Here is a 17,838-nt window from a genome sequence, read left to right as displayed (position 1 = left end):
ACAGAAATGAAAAAATATTTAATTTCAAAAGGATTATCCTTGTTAGGCATATTGCTCGCAGGGATGTCTTTTGCACAATCCAATGAAAATTATGTGCATTCTATAGGCTGTCTGAATCAGGATTGTACAAAAAAATCGGAAACCATCACTTACTTTGACGGTCTGGGAAGACCCAAACAGATCATTAATGTAAAAGCTACTGCTACCGGAAAAGACCTGGTCATGCCGGTAACGTATGACGGATTCGGAAGACAGGTAAAAAATATATTGCCCGTTCCTGTGGCTTCTCAAAACTCTTCTATCCATACAGGGATTACCGATGAAACCGCTGCCAATTCCTATTACGGCGTTTCCAATGCTTTTACGGAGAAGGAAATTGAAAACTCCCCACTGGACAGGGTATTGCAGGAAGCGAATCCGGGAGAGGAATGGAAAATGAGTTCGGGAAAGACAAAGAAATATAAATACGAAACCAATATAGGAAACGAAGTTAAAGCTTTTGTGACAAACACTTCAACCAATACAGTGAGCGGTGTTTCCAATACGGTTTCTTCAGTATCACTTTCTTCTGCCAATTCAGGATTTTATCCGGCAGGAACACTGTACAAAAACACGGTAACCGATGAAGACGGGAATTCTGTCATCCAGTTTCAGAACGGAAGAGGGCAAACGGTTTTGATCCGTAAAAACGACGGTTCACAAAACATCGATACCTATTATGTTTTTAATGAGTATAACCAGCAGGCTTTCATCATCACACCGAAGGCGGTAAAACAGATCGAAGATAATAATAACCTCATTACGGATGCGATTTTAAACGAACTCTGCTACCAATATCGTTATGACGGAAAAGATAGGCTCGTGGAGAAAAGATTACCGGGCAGAGAATGGGAATTTTTAGTTTATGATAAGCAAGATAGGGTCATCTTGGCTCAGGATGGTATTTTAAGAACAACCACCAATAATTTCGGAAGCAAAGGCTGGCTTTTCACCAAGTATGATGAATCCGGAAGAGTAGTTTATACCGGTTTTTTTGCCAATACCGCTACAAGGCAGGCAATGCAAAGCGCATTAAACAATATGACGGCGAATGCGTATAATAACGAAAAAAGAACGACTACATCTTTCAATTTGCAGGGACTGGATGTGTATTACAGCAAACAGGCATTCCCAACGGGAAGCATGACGCTGCTTTCTGTTAATTATTATGATACTTACCCGCCTGAAGCTCCCGCTGTTCCTCAGACTATTTTAGGACAGTACACCCTGCCCCAGACACTGGATGCCAATAATGATGCTTCTACCAACGGAGTTCTCACGGCTTCTTATGTGAAAAATATTGAAGACAACAACTGGACGAAAACCTACAGCTATTACGATTCTTTTGGCAGGGTAATTGCCACCAAAAGCACCAACCATCTCGGAGGATATACCAACACGGAGACAGAACTGGATTTTACAGGAGTTCCTTTAAAAACAAATACTTTCCACCTCAGAAAGCAGGGCGAAACCGGAGTAACGGTTATGGAAAGATTTGTATATGATGACCAGAACAGGCTTCTGAAACATTTTCATCAGGTAGACAGCAATCCGGAGGAATTACTCGCAGAAAATACCTATAACGACCTCTCGCAGATTGTAAATAAAAAAGTAGGTTCTACTTCGGGTTCTGTGCCTCTACAGAGTATTGATTATAATTACAATATCCGTGGCTGGCTTACCGATATTAATAAGAACCAGATGGCAGCTGCCGATCTTGGCGGAAAATTATTTTCTTACAAAATAAAATACACCAATCGTGACGGAATCCAGAATCCGGATTCTTCACAGTTTCCTGGGAAAAATGTAGTTCCGAAATACAACGGAAATATTGCCGAAGTAGACTGGAGAGCCGTAGAATCTATTGGTGCAAATCCATCAACAACACCGAAAAGATACGGGTACGCGTATGACAGGTTAGACAGATTAACGGCTGGGTTTTACCAGAATCCGCAGAATCCTTACAGCAAGGAAAATATGGAATCTCTGGTGTATGACCTGAATGGGAATATTTCCAGCCTTTACAGGACTTCGGTGATGGAAAACGGAAGCAGTACGGCAACGGTAATTGATAATCTTACCTATGACTACACCGGAAACAGAGCAACGAAAATTAAAGACATCAGCGGAAACTCTACCGGATATGAAGGAACAGCGGGAAATACCATTGGGTATGATGTGAACGGAAACATGAAAAACATGATCGATAAAAGCATTACAGCCATCGGTTATAATTATATGAATCTGCCCAACTCGTTAACGATTAATCTGGGACAGCTTACCACTGATATTGCCACAAAATATAGTGCAGACGGAAGCAAAGTAAGAAAAGAAACTACGAAAACTTCGGTAGGAATTACGGGGACGACTACCACTAAGGAAACAACAGATTATCTGGACGGTTTCCAGTATTTCAGTACAACAGGCGGAAATACAGGCGGTGGCGGAAGTACGGAAATGATGATGGCTTCAAGAGCTTTTGAGCCGCAGGCTTTTAGTTTGGTTGATCTTACAGGCACCAATACACTGCTTACCATAAAGACTCCCGACTTACAATTCTTCCCAACAGCAGAAGGATTTTATGATTATGTAAAAAATCAATATATTTACCAGTATAAAGATTTACAGGGAAATGTAAGGCTTTCTTACGCAAGAAACAGCGCAGGAGTTCTTGAGATTGTCGACAATAATGATTTCTACCCATTCGGGATGAATCATCTGAAAACGGGGAATGCGTATTTTGGTGGGGGTTCTTATAAAAATCACAAGTTTTTAGGTCAGGAATTACAAGAAACAGGATTCTATGATATGAATGCTCGTTTCTATATGGCTGATATTGGGAGATTTGGTACACATGATCCATTAAGTAATGCAACTCTTGACGCTTATGGTTATGCCTATAATAATCCCATAATGTTTTCTGACCCTACAGGGTTATATGGTGATCCGGTACCAAAGCTATCACCAAATGCCGTAGGTGGAGATAATAATCCTGCACCAATACAAGAAGTTGTAATTAATGCCCCTTTAAGAGCACTTGCTTCAAGTTCGGCTTCTACAATGCCTAATAATTGTTATGTTTGCTATGGAAGTGTAGGTATGACTATCGGTAATTTACCTACCCCGAAGCCTGAGCTAATACTTCCTGCACACTTTTATGACAGAGGAGTTGCTTACATGGGTCCAAGTGATTTAGCTGCAATGTTGGCTCAAGATAAGTTGGCTGAACATGTAGGAGAGCAGGATGCTCAGTTTTTAATGACTTTGGCTTCCGTTGGCTTATTTGTGACAGGTACTTTAGGAGAAACTACTCCTCCTACAACACCACCAAGTCCAAATTTATGGAAGGTTGGAAAGTACAAAGTAATTAGAGGATTGGAACAAGGCTTAGATGCACATCATGTTGGTCAAAGTGCAATAATGCGAAGATTAGTTGCCGGTTATGACCATGACTCTGCTCCCGCGATTCTTGTACCAAAAGCAGGTCATAGAACAAAACTTCCAGAGATAGGAAGAATGGCAATATCAAGAGGAACTGGAGGTTTTGAAAACGCTCGTCAAGTTTTAGCTAGAGACATTTTTGAATTGAGACGTGTTTACGGTAATCAAGGTATACCAAACGAAGCATTACAAGAATTAATACAACTTAATAAAACAATGTACGAAGGAGCATTTATAAAAGCAAAGAAATAGAAAACGAAATAGGAATTATGAATAATCGAGAAATAATAGAAAAATTCTATTTACAATCAACTAAAGGTATGAAAGATGAATGGTTTGTAAGTGATATGCCATATTGGTATAGTTATGTTGTTAATCTACCTTTACATTTGCAAACAACCTACTTGACAGTGATTTTAGAAAGCCAAGTATTTAATGGAGGATTTGACCAATACTTTGTAAATGGATATGGACAATTTGCAAAAGAGACCATTGATGCCTTAATTGAAATAGGAGCATTTAAAAAATCAAATCTATTGGAAAAAGCCTTTAATCTTGTCAAAGACGATACAATTAGTGATGATGAATTTCGCAAACAGTTATTAAATAAGACTCTCAAAAGGCTTTTCAATGAGGATATTTTAAATGAATCATTTAGAAAATTGGATGATACATATTATGATATTGAAGATGAGAATGTCGAAGATTTGTTAGCAGATTATTTAAGAAAAGTATCATGAGCATTACATCAGAAAAATTAGTTGAAATCTTTAATAGAGATATTATTGAAGAAAATTTAAGTTTGTACAAAAACCTGTTAGAAACAACAACGCAGGCTACAGACCCAGTATGGAAAGCTATAATTCCAATGTATATAGATTTCTCTAAGGAACAAAAAGAAGTATTTTTAAATTTCCTGAAGATCGTTGAAATTAATACATTATCGCATACATTAGGGATATTGGATGGATCAACTTATGCAGAAGGTATTAATGATGAGTTTTTATTAACAACAGAGAATAGTACTAAAAAATTAAACGAAGATTTACAAAGTCTATTCTTAGAGTTAGTTGAGGAATAATAATATAGAAACAAATATTATTGACAAAACTTAGTTACGTAAACCTCAAAGCCACCTATTTGGTGGCTTTGTTATTTTGCAGTTCAATTCTTTCTTTTTCTAGAACTTCCGCCATTATTTTGGCTTGTGCGGTACAGTCTTTTAATTCGGCTTTTAAGCTGTCTATTGTTTTATTTTTAGCTTTCAAAATTTCCGCTGTTTTGTTTCCTTCTGTACAGGAAAAACAGACCAGTGAAAGAAGTAGTAAAAGATATATTTTCATCATTGTAATTTTAAGGTACGGCTAATATATACAAAAAGAATCTATTGATGCAAATCCATCAACAACACCGAAAAGATATGGGTACGCGTATGACAGGTTAGACAGATTAACGGCTGGGTTTTACCAGAATCCACAGAATCCTTACAGCAAGGAAAATATGGAGTCTCTGACGTATGACCTGAATGGGAATATTTCCAGCCTTTACAGGACTTCGGTGATGGAAAACGGAAGCAGTACGGCGACGGTAATTGATAACCTTACCTACGACTACACAGGAAACAGAGCAACCAAAATTAAAGACATCAGCGGAAACTCTACCGGATATGAAGGAATAGCAGGAAATACCATTGGGTATGATGTGAACGGAAACATGAAAAATATGATCGATAAAAGCATTACAGCCATCGGTTATAATTACATGAATCTGCCCAACTCGTTAACGATAAATCTGGGACAGCTTACCACTGATATTGCCACAAAATATAGAGCAGACGGAAGCAAAGTAAGAAAAGAAACTACGAAAACTTCGGTAGGAATTGCAGGGACAACTACCACTAAGGAAACAACGGATTATCTGGACGGTTTCCAGTATTTCAGTACAACAGGCGGAAATACAGGCGGTGGCGGAAGCACGGAAATGATGATGGCTTCAAGAGCTTTTGAGCCGCAGGCTTTTAGCTTGGTTGATCCTACAGGTACCAATACACTGCTTACCATAAAGACTCCCGACTTACAATTCTTCCCGACAGCAGAAGGATTTTATGATTATGTAAAAAATCAATATATTTACCAGTATAAAGATTTACAGGGAAATGTAAGGCTTTCTTACGCGAGAAATAGCGCAGGAGTTCTTGAGATTGTCGACAATAATGATTTCTACCCATTCGGGATGAATCACCTGAAAACGGGAAATGCGTATTTTGGAGGGGGTTCCTACAAAAACTACAAATTTGGGAAAAAGGAATTACAGGAATTTGGAGCCTATGATTTCGAAGCGCGTATCTATTGGCAAGATTTACCAAGAATGGGACAAATGGATCCATTGGCGGAAAAAATGCCAAGTTGGTCACCCTATGCGTATGGATTTAATAACCCGATTAGGTTTGTGGATCCCGATGGAAATGAACCCATAGATACTGTAGAAGATTGTTGCAGTGAAAAATCGAACTTTCAGTTACAAAGAAGTGATGCCGATGATGCAGCCGCTTTGGTAGAAATGATTGGAGGTGGAATTCAAAGCGCAAGAGCGGCTGCTTCAAATTTAGTAGTTACCGGAGTTAATTTTATTACTGGAGATAAAGTTAGAAACAGATATGAAGTTGATGGCGCATCTTTGGTTTTAGTAACGGGAGTTCCGAAGCAGACAACTAAAGAAAAATTGGTTAATTCTGCATGGGATTTAGGAACACTTGCATTAACTGCTGCAGGAGGTCCAGAAGGTGCCTTAATGGCACAAGGAGGAGAAGCACCTGCCATAAAAGCAATTGACGAAATCAAAAGTGCCGTAAAGAAGGCTGGAAGAAGTGGTAAAGAAGCAAGATTAAGAGAATTAGCTACTGATCCCAAATTAGGTAAGGCAGACAAAGGATGGCTTAAAAATGAAATGAGACAAGTAAGTACAGGTAATAAAAAGGCAATGAGAAACCCTCCAGGAAAAGATCTAGCTCATGAAAGAGGCAGGGAAGCCGCAAAAGGATATTCTTATAAGTATTCTAATATTCAAGATAGAAAGTTACATAGGACGCAACATAAATATGATAAAGGCGGAAGATTAAATAAAGAAAGGCCCGTAAATTAAAAATTATACATTATGAATAATAAGCAAATTGAAAATATTTTAAAGCTTGAACCACAAAAAAGATATGAATATTTTATTAGGAAAGTAGCAGATTTTGAAGAATTATGGACGATTGTTGATGAGAATGGAGATTATGCTTTATCAAGTGTTGATGATAAAACTTTGGTTTCGTTTTGGTCTGCTGAAGAATTTATTGGATCAAACTTAGACGATGAATGGAGTAATTGTAAAACTTTAAAATTATCACTTGATGATCTCACTGACGAAGTTTTACCATATATTGCTGATAATGACTATTTAATGAATATATTTCCGATTAATGGTCGATCAGGGTTTATAGTAGATTTGGAAGAATTTTCAAGAGACTTTACAGAAGAATTGAAAAAGTATGAATAATTGACATTTGAAAAAAGGCTGTCCCGCATTTATTATTAACAAAACTTAAGTATGCAAAGCTCAAAGCCACCTATTTGGTGGCTTTGTTATTTTGAAGTTCAATTCTTTCTTTTTCCAGAACTTCCGCCATTATTTTGGCTTGTGCGGTACAGTCTTTTAATTCGGCTTTTAAGCTGTCTATTGTTTTATTTTTAGCTTGCAAAATTTTCGCTGTTTTGTTTCGTTCTGTCCAGGAAAAACAGACCACCGAAAGAAGTAGTAAAAGATATATTTTTATCATTGTAATTTTAAGGTACGGCTAATATATACAAAAAGAATCTATTGGTGCAAATCCATCATGCAAGGATAATATCCCAAAAGATATATTTTATATGAATTAATAAATACGTAAACTGAACAGTTATTTTTAAACACTAACTGTCAGATAAAGTCGTGGCTATTACAAATAAAGTCGTGGCAATTATGACTAATTCAATTTACGGCATAGTGTCTTCTCTTGCATTATAACCATCTTTGAACCGTTGAAACTTCTCTGCTTCTTTTGGATATTTTTTCATCCATTTTTGCATGACACTTGTATTTTCATTTAAGATCTTAATCTCATTTTCATCATAGATATTTTGTCCTTTATCAGCTATTTCTTTCATTATTTCCTCCCGAATCTCACTTTTAGATTTAATACTTTCCCTGTAAAAATTATTAGCAAAATTAACAGAGACAATCATCATTAAAACTGCAAAAATTAAAATTACAATCCCTGCCCAAGCAAATCTTTTCATTATTTTTATTTTCTCATGAAAACCTTCATAATAATCAATCGTTTCTTGCGATAGAACTGTTTCTATTTTAACGGGTATACTGTTAAGAAATTCCTTTCTTTTGATATTTTCTAATTTAAAAGAGGTTAAGATTTCATCAGATATCAAATTGCTATCTTTCAATCCGAATTGCACTTCATTCAACGATGTCTTGAGATCGTCAATTTCAAATCTTAGTTTAACATTATGTTCTATATTGTCTAAATTTGATTTGATTACCTTTTCTAACAGTTCCATTCCGTTACTGTGTGAGCCTTTATTCTCATTTTCCATATTTTGTTAATTACCGTTTTAATTTTCGCTTCTTTTTCCAAAATTCTTCATCGGCACGAGAAACATAAGTCGGGTTAAGAAGATCATCTAATAATTTATTTGCAATTTCTATCATGCTTTCATTTGCTGTTAAATTGAAATAATTACCTGTATCATAAATTGTATTGCTTTGATTTATTGATCTTACCCAATCAGCAAGATTCGAATCTATTGCAGAAAAAGAAAACCCTACATTTTTTCTGAAAAAAAATCCGTTTTTTTGTTGATTATTATCAATTTTATTTATCCATAAATCCTGAATTTCATTTCTTTGACCGGCTTTAAATATTCCTTTGTATTGAATTTTCACTGTGTACCCTGCTTTTTGAAGATTTTCCCGAAAACAGTTTAGATTACCAGCATATTTTTGTGCCTCTTTAACAGCTTGTTTTAATTCAAATATATTTTTTATCTCGGAAATTTTTAGCTGACCTGATATTTCGGATAATTTATAGCCAGCTTTGTATTGACGAAGGGTTTCATGGTTTATATCCTTTGTCATCATAATGCGCATTCCCGAAATTCCATCCTTTGCATTTGAAGATAATTGAACTTCAAAACCTTTTTGTTTCATTTTAGAAATGATATCGGCAAAATTATCTTCTGACCTAATAGCCTCAATCAAATTTTCCAGCATATGAGCTTTTTTCTGAATCCCAATCTCTATATCGGTTAATAAACCTTTCTCATTACAAACTTCTCTTACAGCTTCTCCAAATCTTTTTCCAATATTATGAGATTTTACTGTACATTTTCCCGAAATATCAATTCTGTTGACGACAAAATGAATATGCTTATGTTTTGTACTGTTATGTATATCCAGCCGATATTGATTTTTTCCTGTTACGCCTACTTTTGTAAGCGCTTCTATTGCAATTTTTCTGAGTTCTTCATCACTTAATTTTCTACCAATTTCGTCTGGTTGAGAAATGTAACCGGTCAGTGCCCATTTCTTTACCTTAGAATTTCGCTCAGCCACTGTCTTCATTTCATGAAATTGTCCTTCTGCTGTTTCACTCAAAAGACAATTCGAAGCCACCATCTCTGCTGTTCCTTTATCATTACCATTATATTCCAAAGCAATTTTCGTGATTGCTCTCGTAGTCGCAGAATTATTCATCTGTATTTCTTTGTTTCACTTTTGAGTACAAGTATTGCTGGATTAGATCAATTGTCGTTTCGATGTTTAAAAGAATTTCTTTTTTATTCTCAAAAACATTCCATTCCCGATTTCGTAAAAGATTAGTTATTTTTTTGAAATAATTTCCGTATTGTAATAAAATTTCATCAGCTTGAAATTCATTGATCTTAAGTTCTTTTTCTAAATAAACCATTCTTGCGTAGGTTGATAACTTGAGCTTATATTTAATTGCCTTTTTCAGATTATCCTCATATTCAGATTCCGTCACCCGAAATGAAATAACTTTATTGAGATGGAATGATTCTTTTTTCTTCAAACCTCCTTTTCTGCCCAATTCCTGAAAGTGTTTCTTTCTTTCTTCCCGAGCAATTCTTGCATCATTTTCTTTGGTAACGTTAATTATAAACTCTTCTAAAAAGTCTTTTTCCATTGTGCTAATTTTGTTTTGATTAGTAACCATTTATGACGATAGGAAGAAATCAAAAATTCCAATTTTACAATCAGCGGCTACGCTTATTGTAAACTTTGGGTACTTTTTGCACTAATTACCCACCGTATTTTACCTGTATTATTTTCCATTCATCTTATCATGTATCTAGGGTGTTTTTCAGTGGATGGATTTTTGTGAATCAGCCAGTCATTCAGATCTTTAAAATATGAGTACAGAACCCGGCAGTCTTCTGCGTTTTGGTTTTCATTTTTAATCATTTCAACGGCTCTGTTTCCGGCTTCATCATTGTCAAAATACAGCTCAATATTTTCATAGTTTCCGAATGAATTTTTAATCTTAGAAATCATTGCTACCGAATTCAAAATGATATAGTCGGATGGTCTTTTTTCTAAATAGCTTTCTACATTTTTAAAGGAAAGAAAGTCGAAAAAACCTTCGAAAACCCGAATTGAATCTGAACCGTTTTCTATGCTACTGATGTCTTTTTTACCCAGACAGATTTTTGAATATTTATTACGAATTTCGTAACCGTTTGAATTGTTTTTGAAACCAATTCCGAAAAATCTTTTATTGTTCATTCGATAATGAATCTCTTGTAAAAATTCGGTTTGATTTCCAACTTTTCTACTTTTTAAATAATCTAAAAGCGCCGGATGTTGGATTCCTTTTACTTCAATTATATTATAGTTTTTAACTAGATCTTCTAATTTTGGTTTAGAAAAACTTTGCTTTTGAAAAGAAGAAAAATTTTGTTTGGCTGCCCAAATAAGAACTTCACTTACTGAAGTATTTAGATATCTTATCATAAAATCTATATTGTTACCTCCAACACCTTCAGAGTGAAGATACCAGACATTATTCCTTTTATCTAGTTTAAAAGATGCTTGAGATTCATTGGCAAAAGGATTTAGATACCAAGCTTCGTTTTTATTTTGTTTAATTGGAAGATATCCGAAATAAAGTAGAATCACTTCCAACAATATGCTGTTGAATTGTTTACAGTTCATTTTTGTTATATTTTAGATTTTCTTTTAAATTTCACCTACCTTATTACCTAAGTCTCTGCAGCTTGTCTTTATCTGGATTTAACCCTCTTACTTTTTATTACCTGCTTACCTAAAAAAATAAAATAGTAAAGGTAATTAGGTAAGCTCCCGTTTATTCAGTTACCATATTGTAAACTACGCGCTAACATTGATTTACAAAGTTTCAGGTAAGTGATAAGTGATTTTAATATTCGTGAATTTTTATTCTTCAATTTTTCTTCGAATCAAATAGCCATATACCTGTCTTTTCGGATGTTTTATTCTTTCATAATTCATGGCAGTGAGGGCTTTACCAATTTTTATTATATTAAGCCGTACACCGAGTGCATTATTCATAGCTAACATAATATCTGAAGATGTCATAAATTCATTCTGCAGTTTGGATTTTTCAAAATGTGAAAGAATAATTTCCTGTTCAAGCGATATCTGCTTGAACTTTTCATTTCTTTTTTCATTTTCCTGTATATCTTCAACTGTAAGTTCCGGATTGTAATTTTTTCTTTCAAATGCATTGTAATATGCTTGCGACCATACCTTTTCAATATTGATATCTTTGGAATAATTGAAATCAATGTTTAGAACTTCAAACACCTGCCACCTTACACTTCCTGTTTCATCGGTTAAAAAATCAAAGCGGTTAGTGGAACCACAAAATGAAGCGGTTCGTTGCATAAGTGTCGATTTACGATCATAAGGCAATCTTGCATTAACAGTATTTTTTGAAATGAATGATTTAAGAATATTAACATCCGTTTTCGACATCACAGAGAGTTCGTCAATATTAATTAAAAGATTCTTACACAAGGCAATCAAACCGTCTTTATCAACGCCTATATCTTCTGTGTAATATTTTTCAAGTTGTAAAGGAATAAGAAATCGCAGAAAACTGGTTTTCCCTGTGTTTTGTTTTATATTAAACAAAACCAAACACTGTTTGTTGATATAGCCGGGTTTTAATGCGCAAATTACAGTTCTGGTAAGCCATTTTTCAAAATATTTTTGAAAAGACATATTGTCAGTTGTCCTTATATAGCTGCATAATTTACCAATATGATCCTGTTGATCCCAATCTTCCAAATTTTCAAAATATTCCCGAATCGGATTATACTGTTGGATCAAATGACTTCTGATAAGAATTTCCAATTTATTAATCGGAATATCAATTCCAGATCTAACGAGTTCTATAAATAATGAGTTTAAATTGAGTGTTGTCCATTTTTTATCAAACAATAACTTAATTTCAAACTCAAGAGAAATTGTATTGAATCTGATTGAATATTTAGAATTTAAATAATTAAGTGTTCTGTCAAATATAGTTTTAGTTTCTGTATCAGTTTGATACAGAATTTTATTATCTTTCATAAAACATTCTAGATTGCGGAAAGAGTTAAAATAATTTTTATATTTGCTCTTTATTTCCAGTAAAACAAACATTTAAACCGAACTATTGCAGTAGTTAGGTTTTATTTTTTACGCAAAGAAAACTCTATTGCTTCTTGTTGGATTTCATCATTTGATTTATGACTGTTTTTTAGCAACCATTCATCAATTTTTATTCTGTCAAAAAAAAGAACTTTCCCGAAAGGTTTTGAAAATGGGATTGAATTAGTATGAACTAATTTATATATATACGATTTCTTGAATCCTGTATAATCAGAAAGTTCTTCTACATTAAGAATTGTTTTAAGTCCAAAAATATGCTTTTCAATTCGATTAAGTTTGTAAATAATAATTTCGTTATTTTCCATTTGTTTCTTTTAATTTCTTTAACAAAATTCGATATCAGAAATCATATAAACAATATTATCAATAACTTACAGGCTATTTACTATCAAATAAGGCTAAAAACTACAATTTTTATAAATCAATATTCAATTGTGGTATAATTTCCGCTGCTTCTTTAGCTTTAGAATCAACAATTTTTGCATAAATCTGAGTAGTTCTCAACTCTCTATGCCCTAATCTTTTTGAAACAGTGTAAATATCTGCACCATTTTCTAAAAGCAAAACTGCATTAGTATGTCTTGCTGAGTGAAAAGTAATATGTTTTGCTACACCAGCTCGATTACACCAACGAATAATTTCTGTATTGTAAGTCATCCCATATTTTAAACCTTTGAAGACTCTTTCTTGGGGATCTTGTCTTTCGCCCAATAATTCCCTAGCTTGTTTTGAGATATAGAGATACTCTACGCCATCTGTTTTTTCTTGACGAAAATTAACTTTTGAAATATCACCCTCATCCCGGACTTCTTTCCAGATCAAAGTATTGATATCAGACCAACGCAATCCTGACAAACATGAAAAAAGAAAAGCTTTTTTCAGAACAGGGTATTTACATTCCGCTGTACCTAAAGATTGTAATTCATCAAACGTTAAATATTCTCTCTGGCTTTCAGCTTGTTCAAAAGATTTTACTTTTGTAGCGTAATTTATAGGTAAATATCCATCTTCAAATGCTTGCCGGATAGCTGCTTTAAATTTATTAAAATAGGAATATTTTGAATTTTGGGATAATGGTATTTCGCTTTTTGTTAAAGCATCGTTCTCAAAATAATTTTTAACTTTTTTTATGAAATTTTCGTCTATTTCATCAAAGGTAAAATTTGGAGGAACAATCTTTTTAAGATGTTGAAGTGTCGAAAACCAATTGCCGTAATTGTTGGAAGAGTCATGTTTTTGTTTTTCTTTTGTCAATTCTTCAAAATAAACTAAAAAAAGCCTCTTACTTTTAACTTTATCTTTTAGATCGTAACGCCCCTGAAAATATTCTGCTTTACGAATTGAATATATACTTTCGGCTAAAGCCATTGTTTCTTTATTTTCTTTCTTTTCTTTCGCAGAATTAGGTTCTGAATGAAGATACAATTTTAAGTATTCAAAATCTCTAATATGAATTCTTTTACCTTGATTATTTGTGGAAGATCCTTTATAATATTCAATAAAAAGACTAATTTTTCCGTTAGTTAATTTTTTTTGCTTTAAAGTAATTTTCATAGTACGCTTTTAAGATGTACAATTGTACACCTATTTAATACTCTTGTAAAATCGAGGTGTACAAAAGATACACAAATATAAAAATAAACTCTAAAAAAAGAAATCAAAAATCGCATAAACATATGAAAATCAACCAAAATAAAACATTAGAAAGCAAAAGAAAAACATTTTATTTCCCGATACAAAACTTCGAAAAAATATTCCCCAAAACCTCATCATTAGTCACCTCGCCCGAAATTTCTCCGAGATGTTCCAGTGCGTTTCTCAGTTCGTAGGCTAAAAGCTCGGTGGAAATTTGGAAAGTAATTGCTTCTTTTACTTTTTGTACGGCTTCTAAAGATTTCTGTAAAGCTTCAAAATGACGCTGATTGGTGATCACAACATTGTTTTCAGAAGCTTTTAACTGTTCTACGTAAGAAGACAATTCATTTTTAAGATCCTGAATATTCTGATTTTCAACAGCAGAAATTTTAATAAAATCAAATTCCTGAGATATTGCATTTCTGAAAACATCTTCAACTTTTTCATATGTTGCAGGAGAAACCTCATCAATCTTTGTTGCACAGATAATCAGTTTCAGATCATCTCTTTGCAGAGACTGGATCATTTCAATATCTTCGGAAAAATCTTCTGTTGCAGCATCGGCTAAATAAACCAGTATATCTGCATTTTCTACTTTTTCTTTGGCTTTTTTTACACCAATTGCTTCAATTTCATCCATGGTTTCACGCAATCCCGCCGTATCAATCAGGCGGAAAGCATGACCTTTTATATGAAGAACCTCCTCTATCGTATCCCTCGTTGTTCCCGCGATATTGCTTACAATCGCTCTTTCTTCCTTTAACAAAGCATTGAGCAAAGTCGATTTTCCGGCATTCGGTTTTCCGATGATGGCAACCGCAGTTCCGTTTTTGATAGCATTTCCGTATTGGAAACTTTCAATCAGGGAATTTAATTTTATTTCGATTTTATTTAAAAGCTCAACCAAAGCCGATCGGTCCGCAAATTCCACATCTTCTTCTGCAAAATCAAGCTCTAATTCAATTAATGAAACAAAATTCAGCAAATCGGTTCTCAGGAAAGAAATTTCGTTGGTAATTCCTCCTTTCAACTGATTAATTGCCACTTTTCTCGAAGCCTCATTTTCAGATGCAATAACATCAGCAATCGCTTCAGCCTGAGAAAGATCAATTCTTCCGTTAATGAAAGCTCGAAGCGTAAATTCTCCGGCTTTTGCCATCCTTGCCCCATTTTTAATTAGGGTTTCAAGAATACGTTTTCCAATGTGCGGCGACCCGTGAAAAGCAATTTCCACAGAATTTTCCGTCGTAAAACTTTTCGGAGCCAGAAAAATAGAAAGCATCACTTCATCAATTGCCTCTTCTCCATCCATAAAATATCCGTAATGAATGGTGTGAGACTTCTGTTTTGCCAAATTTTTCGCCGGAAAAGACTTTTGCACAACAGCTAAAGCTTCATCACCTGAAACTCTTATAATTCCCAGAGCACCTACTCCATTGGCAGTTGCCAACGCACAAATGGTATCATTATTCATGCTGCAAATTTACGGTTTTTAACCGCAAACAAAAATATCCTTTATCTATTGCAATAATTTAACGAGTTCAAAATATTTTCAGTAACATAAAAATCAATCTCAATACTTTCAAACATTTTATTTTGGAGCTGTTTCCGGCTATCCACTCATACTCCTCACGCCAAACAAGCCACAGCTTTTGCCATAGCTTCCAACCTTTGTTGCGGGGTAACCGTTTCTATCCGGGCTAAGAATGTCGGAAATTAATTATTGGTTTTCTAAATTCATCTTTAAAGCAACGTTTATCTTTTCGAATTTATAACCACCCCGTCAAAAATTTCTTCGAAATTTTCGCCACCCCTCCAAAGGAGGGGAATTTCTATCAGGCAAAACATACAAATAAAAAATCATCTCAAGAACTGAGATGATTACCTGCTTTGAATTTACTATATGAAGATATGAATGATGTGTTTTTGCTGATACAAAGATAGATTTACCGATGGAGTATTTTTTCAGGATAAACCCTAAAAACACCTCCGTAAAAATACGGTAATGCAAAAAAAACCGTCCTGCAAATACTTACAGGACGGTTTTTTAATCTATTTATTTTCTTTACAAAGGACTTACCAGTTCAAGGAACCAGTCTTTTACTTCTCCTTCTAAATATGGCGCAATTTTATCTTCACACGTTTTGTGATAAGCATTCAGCCAGTTGATCTCTTCCTCAGAAAGAATTTCTTTCACAATGGTATCTTTAAAGAACGGACAGAATGTTAAAGTCTCGAATTCGTAGAAAGTACCGTGAATGGTGGTTTCAGATTCTTTTACAGCGATCAGGTTTTCATGACGGATTCCATACTCACCTTCCAGATAATATCCGGGTTCGTTTGAGCAGACCATTCCGACCAATAATTCCTGCGGATTCATATCTTTTCTGATGTTTTGCGGACCTTCGTGAACGTTCATGAAACTTCCTACACCATGTCCGGTTCCATGGTTGTAATCTTTCCCTTCCATCCAAAGCGGAAGTCTTGCGATAGCATCCAACTGAACCCCTCTTGTTCCTTTCGGGAATTTCACCATCGATAAACGGATTAATCCCTGCAAAACCAATGTTGAATTTCTTTTAAACTCATCAGAAACTGCTCCTAAAGCCAAAGTTCTTGTAATATCTGTTGTTCCTTCCAGATACTGACCTCCGGAATCTACCAAAATACTTGCATCATTGGTAACTTCTTTGCTTCCTTCGCTTTTTGCAGAATAATGCATGATGGCTCCGTTGTCTTTATAACCAACGATGCTTCCGAAGCTTTCGCCTACGAAATTTTCGCCTTCTGCACGAAAACCTCTCAGTTTTTCACCGATAGAATATTCGTTCATGGCTTCTTTTCCCGCGTTGTGAGTCAGCCAGTAAAGGAATTTCACCATTGCAACGCCATCTCTTACCATTACTTTTCTGAATCCTTCAAGTTCTGTTTCGTTTTTTTGGGCTTTCATCAGATTTCCCGGAACCGGAGCTTTAATGAATTCATTTTCAGATTTCAACGCTTCAAAAATCGATTGGTTGCTGTTTGGTGAAACGAGAACTTTTTCGTTTTTAAATTCTTTCAGACAATTATAGAATTCTTCGTAAGGCATCATTTTTACCCATGCTTCGTCCAATTGTCTTCTGGCTTCTACTTCAAGTTTATCCAGATCTGTGAATAATTTTGCATCGTTTTTAGTGATGACGATATAGCCTAAAAACACAGGATTGCTTTCTACATCGCTTCCTCTTAAATTTAGCGTCCATGCTACATCATCCAAGCTTGAAATGATATGTACCGTTGCCTCAATGTCTTCCATTTTCTGGCGTATTGCCGCGATTTTGTCTACTACGGACTTTCCTGCTCTTTCTACAGGATGTACATATATTGGATTTTTCGAAGGTGTTCCCCTGTCTTTCCAGATTTCTTTCAGTAAAGGAAGGTCTTCAAGGGTAATATTTTTTGCGTTTAATTTCTGTGTTAACAATTCCCAGTTGGCGTGAGAAGTTGCCAGAGCATTTACCGCTACTTTTCCGTTCGCAGGAATTTCGGAAATGATCCAGTCGATATAATGAGGTGTTCCTTCCATTCCGTCCTTGAAAAGATCGATTCCTGAACCAGCCAGCTCGATTGGAGCCTGTGTAAAATATCTTCCGTCTGTCCAGAGTCCTGCATTATCTTTGGTAACTACCACAAAACCTGCAGAACCCAGAAATCCTGATAGCCATGCTCTCTCCTGCCATTCTTCCGGCAGATATTCGCTCATGTGAGGATCTGCAGAATATACTATAAATGCATCAACATTATTTTTCTGCATTTCTTCACGAAGCGCAGCTACTTTTTCCTTTGAAGTCATTTTATCTTAATTTTTTAAAGAGGGAAAGTTACGAATTTTTTGAGTTTTGAAGATGAAATTATTGTTGTTTTTAAACCGTTTCTGCATGATTGAACGTTTTTCTGTGCTTTGTTATTCTTGATTTCCTGAAATGGCAAATG

16 protein-coding genes are annotated in these 17,838 nt (G+C 34.8%); 5 read left to right on the top strand and 11 right to left on the bottom strand.

Translation table 11 applies throughout. The features are described 5' to 3' along the window. The first annotated feature begins 6 nt into the window (after positions 1 to 6). Genes H6W53_RS05960 through H6W53_RS05950 form a run of 3 tightly spaced genes read left to right on the top strand, consistent with a single transcriptional unit; the run spans position 7 to position 4,561 of the window. Positions 7 to 3,732 carry a DUF6443 domain-containing protein gene (locus H6W53_RS05960; RefSeq protein WP_185205208.1) on the top strand — a complete coding sequence of 1,242 codons (3,726 nt, stop codon included), beginning with the start codon at positions 7 to 9 and terminating at the stop codon, positions 3,730 to 3,732. A gap of 17 nt (positions 3,733 to 3,749) precedes the next feature. Further along, the gene (locus H6W53_RS05955) at positions 3,750 to 4,220 is read left to right on the top strand and encodes a DUF4375 domain-containing protein (protein WP_185205207.1); all 471 of its coding nucleotides are present in this window, start codon (positions 3,750 to 3,752) and stop codon (positions 4,218 to 4,220) included. Then, positions 4,217 to 4,561, top strand: coding sequence for a hypothetical protein (locus H6W53_RS05950; RefSeq protein WP_185205206.1), 345 nt, complete (start codon positions 4,217 to 4,219; stop codon positions 4,559 to 4,561). Before H6W53_RS05955 ends, H6W53_RS05950 begins: the two co-directional genes overlap by 4 nt. Positions 4,562 to 4,616: 55 nt before the next feature. On the opposite strand, the gene H6W53_RS05945 is transcribed toward H6W53_RS05950, so the two are convergent. Then, positions 4,617 to 4,826, bottom strand: coding sequence for a hypothetical protein (locus H6W53_RS05945; RefSeq protein WP_185205205.1), 210 nt, complete (start codon positions 4,824 to 4,826; stop codon positions 4,617 to 4,619). Positions 4,827 to 4,980: 154 nt separating this feature from the next. Between H6W53_RS05945 and H6W53_RS21475 the strand changes: the two genes are divergently transcribed. Together H6W53_RS21475 and H6W53_RS05935 are read left to right on the top strand one after the other, a co-directional pair. Further along, complete coding sequence (locus tag H6W53_RS21475) at positions 4,981 to 6,621, top strand: polymorphic toxin type 8 domain-containing protein (protein ID WP_228457756.1); 1,641 nt, start codon at positions 4,981 to 4,983, stop codon at positions 6,619 to 6,621. Positions 6,622 to 6,633: 12 nt separating this feature from the next. Continuing rightward, the gene (locus H6W53_RS05935) at positions 6,634 to 7,017 is read left to right on the top strand and encodes a DUF2750 domain-containing protein (protein WP_185205204.1); all 384 of its coding nucleotides are present in this window, start codon (positions 6,634 to 6,636) and stop codon (positions 7,015 to 7,017) included. Between the two features lie 70 nt (positions 7,018 to 7,087). Here the strand turns inward: H6W53_RS05935 and H6W53_RS05930 are convergent, their stop codons facing one another. From H6W53_RS05930 to H6W53_RS05885, 10 genes are all read right to left on the bottom strand, one after another. After that, positions 7,088 to 7,297: a hypothetical protein gene (locus H6W53_RS05930; protein WP_185205203.1), complete on the bottom strand. Its 210-nt coding sequence runs from the start codon at positions 7,295 to 7,297 to the stop codon at positions 7,088 to 7,090. A gap of 196 nt (positions 7,298 to 7,493) precedes the next feature. Further along, on the bottom strand, positions 7,494 to 8,108 hold the full coding sequence (locus tag H6W53_RS05925) for a hypothetical protein (RefSeq protein WP_185205202.1): 615 nt from the start codon (positions 8,106 to 8,108) through the stop codon (positions 7,494 to 7,496). A gap of 10 nt (positions 8,109 to 8,118) precedes the next feature. Continuing rightward, complete coding sequence (locus tag H6W53_RS05920) at positions 8,119 to 9,267, bottom strand: relaxase/mobilization nuclease domain-containing protein (protein WP_185205201.1); 1,149 nt, start codon at positions 9,265 to 9,267, stop codon at positions 8,119 to 8,121. After that, positions 9,260 to 9,718: a plasmid mobilization protein gene (locus H6W53_RS05915; RefSeq protein ID WP_087711545.1), complete on the bottom strand. Its 459-nt coding sequence runs from the start codon at positions 9,716 to 9,718 to the stop codon at positions 9,260 to 9,262. The genes H6W53_RS05920 and H6W53_RS05915 overlap by 8 nt, the downstream gene beginning before the upstream one ends. Before the next feature lie 149 nt (positions 9,719 to 9,867). Further along, positions 9,868 to 10,746, bottom strand: coding sequence for a toprim domain-containing protein (locus H6W53_RS05910; RefSeq protein WP_185205200.1), 879 nt, complete (start codon positions 10,744 to 10,746; stop codon positions 9,868 to 9,870). Positions 10,747 to 10,986: 240 nt separating this feature from the next. Continuing rightward, entirely contained in the window at positions 10,987 to 12,147 is a 1,161-nt protein-coding gene (locus tag H6W53_RS05905) for a VapE domain-containing protein (protein WP_185205199.1), read from the bottom strand. A gap of 101 nt (positions 12,148 to 12,248) precedes the next feature. Next, positions 12,249 to 12,533 carry a helix-turn-helix transcriptional regulator gene (locus H6W53_RS05900; RefSeq protein ID WP_185205198.1) on the bottom strand — a complete coding sequence of 95 codons (285 nt, stop codon included), beginning with the start codon at positions 12,531 to 12,533 and terminating at the stop codon, positions 12,249 to 12,251. Positions 12,534 to 12,642: 109 nt separating this feature from the next. Then, positions 12,643 to 13,782 carry a site-specific integrase gene (locus H6W53_RS05895; protein WP_087711292.1) on the bottom strand — a complete coding sequence of 380 codons (1,140 nt, stop codon included), beginning with the start codon at positions 13,780 to 13,782 and terminating at the stop codon, positions 12,643 to 12,645. Between the two features lie 169 nt (positions 13,783 to 13,951). Continuing rightward, positions 13,952 to 15,337 carry a tRNA uridine-5-carboxymethylaminomethyl(34) synthesis GTPase MnmE gene (gene mnmE, locus H6W53_RS05890; protein WP_185205197.1) on the bottom strand — a complete coding sequence of 462 codons (1,386 nt, stop codon included), beginning with the start codon at positions 15,335 to 15,337 and terminating at the stop codon, positions 13,952 to 13,954. 591 nt (positions 15,338 to 15,928) lie between these two features. Beyond that, entirely contained in the window at positions 15,929 to 17,698 is a 1,770-nt protein-coding gene (locus H6W53_RS05885; protein ID WP_185205196.1) for an aminopeptidase P family protein, read from the bottom strand. Between the last annotated feature and the right edge of the window lie 140 nt (positions 17,699 to 17,838).

The sequence above is a fragment of the Chryseobacterium sp. C3 genome (assembly GCF_014218905.1).
GTDB classification, from domain to species: Bacteria; Bacteroidota; Bacteroidia; order Flavobacteriales; family Weeksellaceae; genus Chryseobacterium; species Chryseobacterium mucoviscidosis.
The sequence above is the reverse complement of the archived record's forward strand: the minus strand, read 5'-3'. Positions and strand labels throughout refer to the sequence as shown.

Excerpts from the sequence above, each read along its gene's own strand:
- H6W53_RS21475 (WP_228457756.1), top strand. The coding sequence starts at position 4,981 with ATGGAGTCTCTGACGTATGACCTGAATGGGAATATTTCCAGCCTTTAC.
- H6W53_RS05895 (WP_087711292.1), bottom strand. The coding sequence starts at position 13,782 with ATGAAAATTACTTTAAAGCAAAAAAAATTAACTAACGGAAAAATTAGT.
- H6W53_RS05955 (WP_185205207.1), top strand. The coding sequence starts at position 3,750 with ATGAATAATCGAGAAATAATAGAAAAATTCTATTTACAATCAACTAAA.
- H6W53_RS05905 (WP_185205199.1), bottom strand. The coding sequence starts at position 12,147 with ATGAAAGATAATAAAATTCTGTATCAAACTGATACAGAAACTAAAACT.
- H6W53_RS05915 (WP_087711545.1), bottom strand. The coding sequence starts at position 9,718 with ATGGAAAAAGACTTTTTAGAAGAGTTTATAATTAACGTTACCAAAGAA.
- H6W53_RS05950 (WP_185205206.1), top strand. The coding sequence starts at position 4,217 with ATGAGCATTACATCAGAAAAATTAGTTGAAATCTTTAATAGAGATATT.
- H6W53_RS05900 (WP_185205198.1), bottom strand. The coding sequence starts at position 12,533 with ATGGAAAATAACGAAATTATTATTTACAAACTTAATCGAATTGAAAAG.
- H6W53_RS05960 (WP_185205208.1), top strand. The coding sequence starts at position 7 with ATGAAAAAATATTTAATTTCAAAAGGATTATCCTTGTTAGGCATATTG.
- H6W53_RS05920 (WP_185205201.1), bottom strand. The coding sequence starts at position 9,267 with ATGAATAATTCTGCGACTACGAGAGCAATCACGAAAATTGCTTTGGAA.
- H6W53_RS05885 (WP_185205196.1), bottom strand. The coding sequence starts at position 17,698 with ATGACTTCAAAGGAAAAAGTAGCTGCGCTTCGTGAAGAAATGCAGAAA.
- H6W53_RS05945 (WP_185205205.1), bottom strand. The coding sequence starts at position 4,826 with ATGATGAAAATATATCTTTTACTACTTCTTTCACTGGTCTGTTTTTCC.
- H6W53_RS05910 (WP_185205200.1), bottom strand. The coding sequence starts at position 10,746 with ATGAACTGTAAACAATTCAACAGCATATTGTTGGAAGTGATTCTACTT.
- H6W53_RS05925 (WP_185205202.1), bottom strand. The coding sequence starts at position 8,108 with ATGGAAAATGAGAATAAAGGCTCACACAGTAACGGAATGGAACTGTTA.
- mnmE (WP_185205197.1), bottom strand. The coding sequence starts at position 15,337 with ATGAATAATGATACCATTTGTGCGTTGGCAACTGCCAATGGAGTAGGT.
- H6W53_RS05935 (WP_185205204.1), top strand. The coding sequence starts at position 6,634 with ATGAATAATAAGCAAATTGAAAATATTTTAAAGCTTGAACCACAAAAA.
- H6W53_RS05930 (WP_185205203.1), bottom strand. The coding sequence starts at position 7,297 with ATGATAAAAATATATCTTTTACTACTTCTTTCGGTGGTCTGTTTTTCC.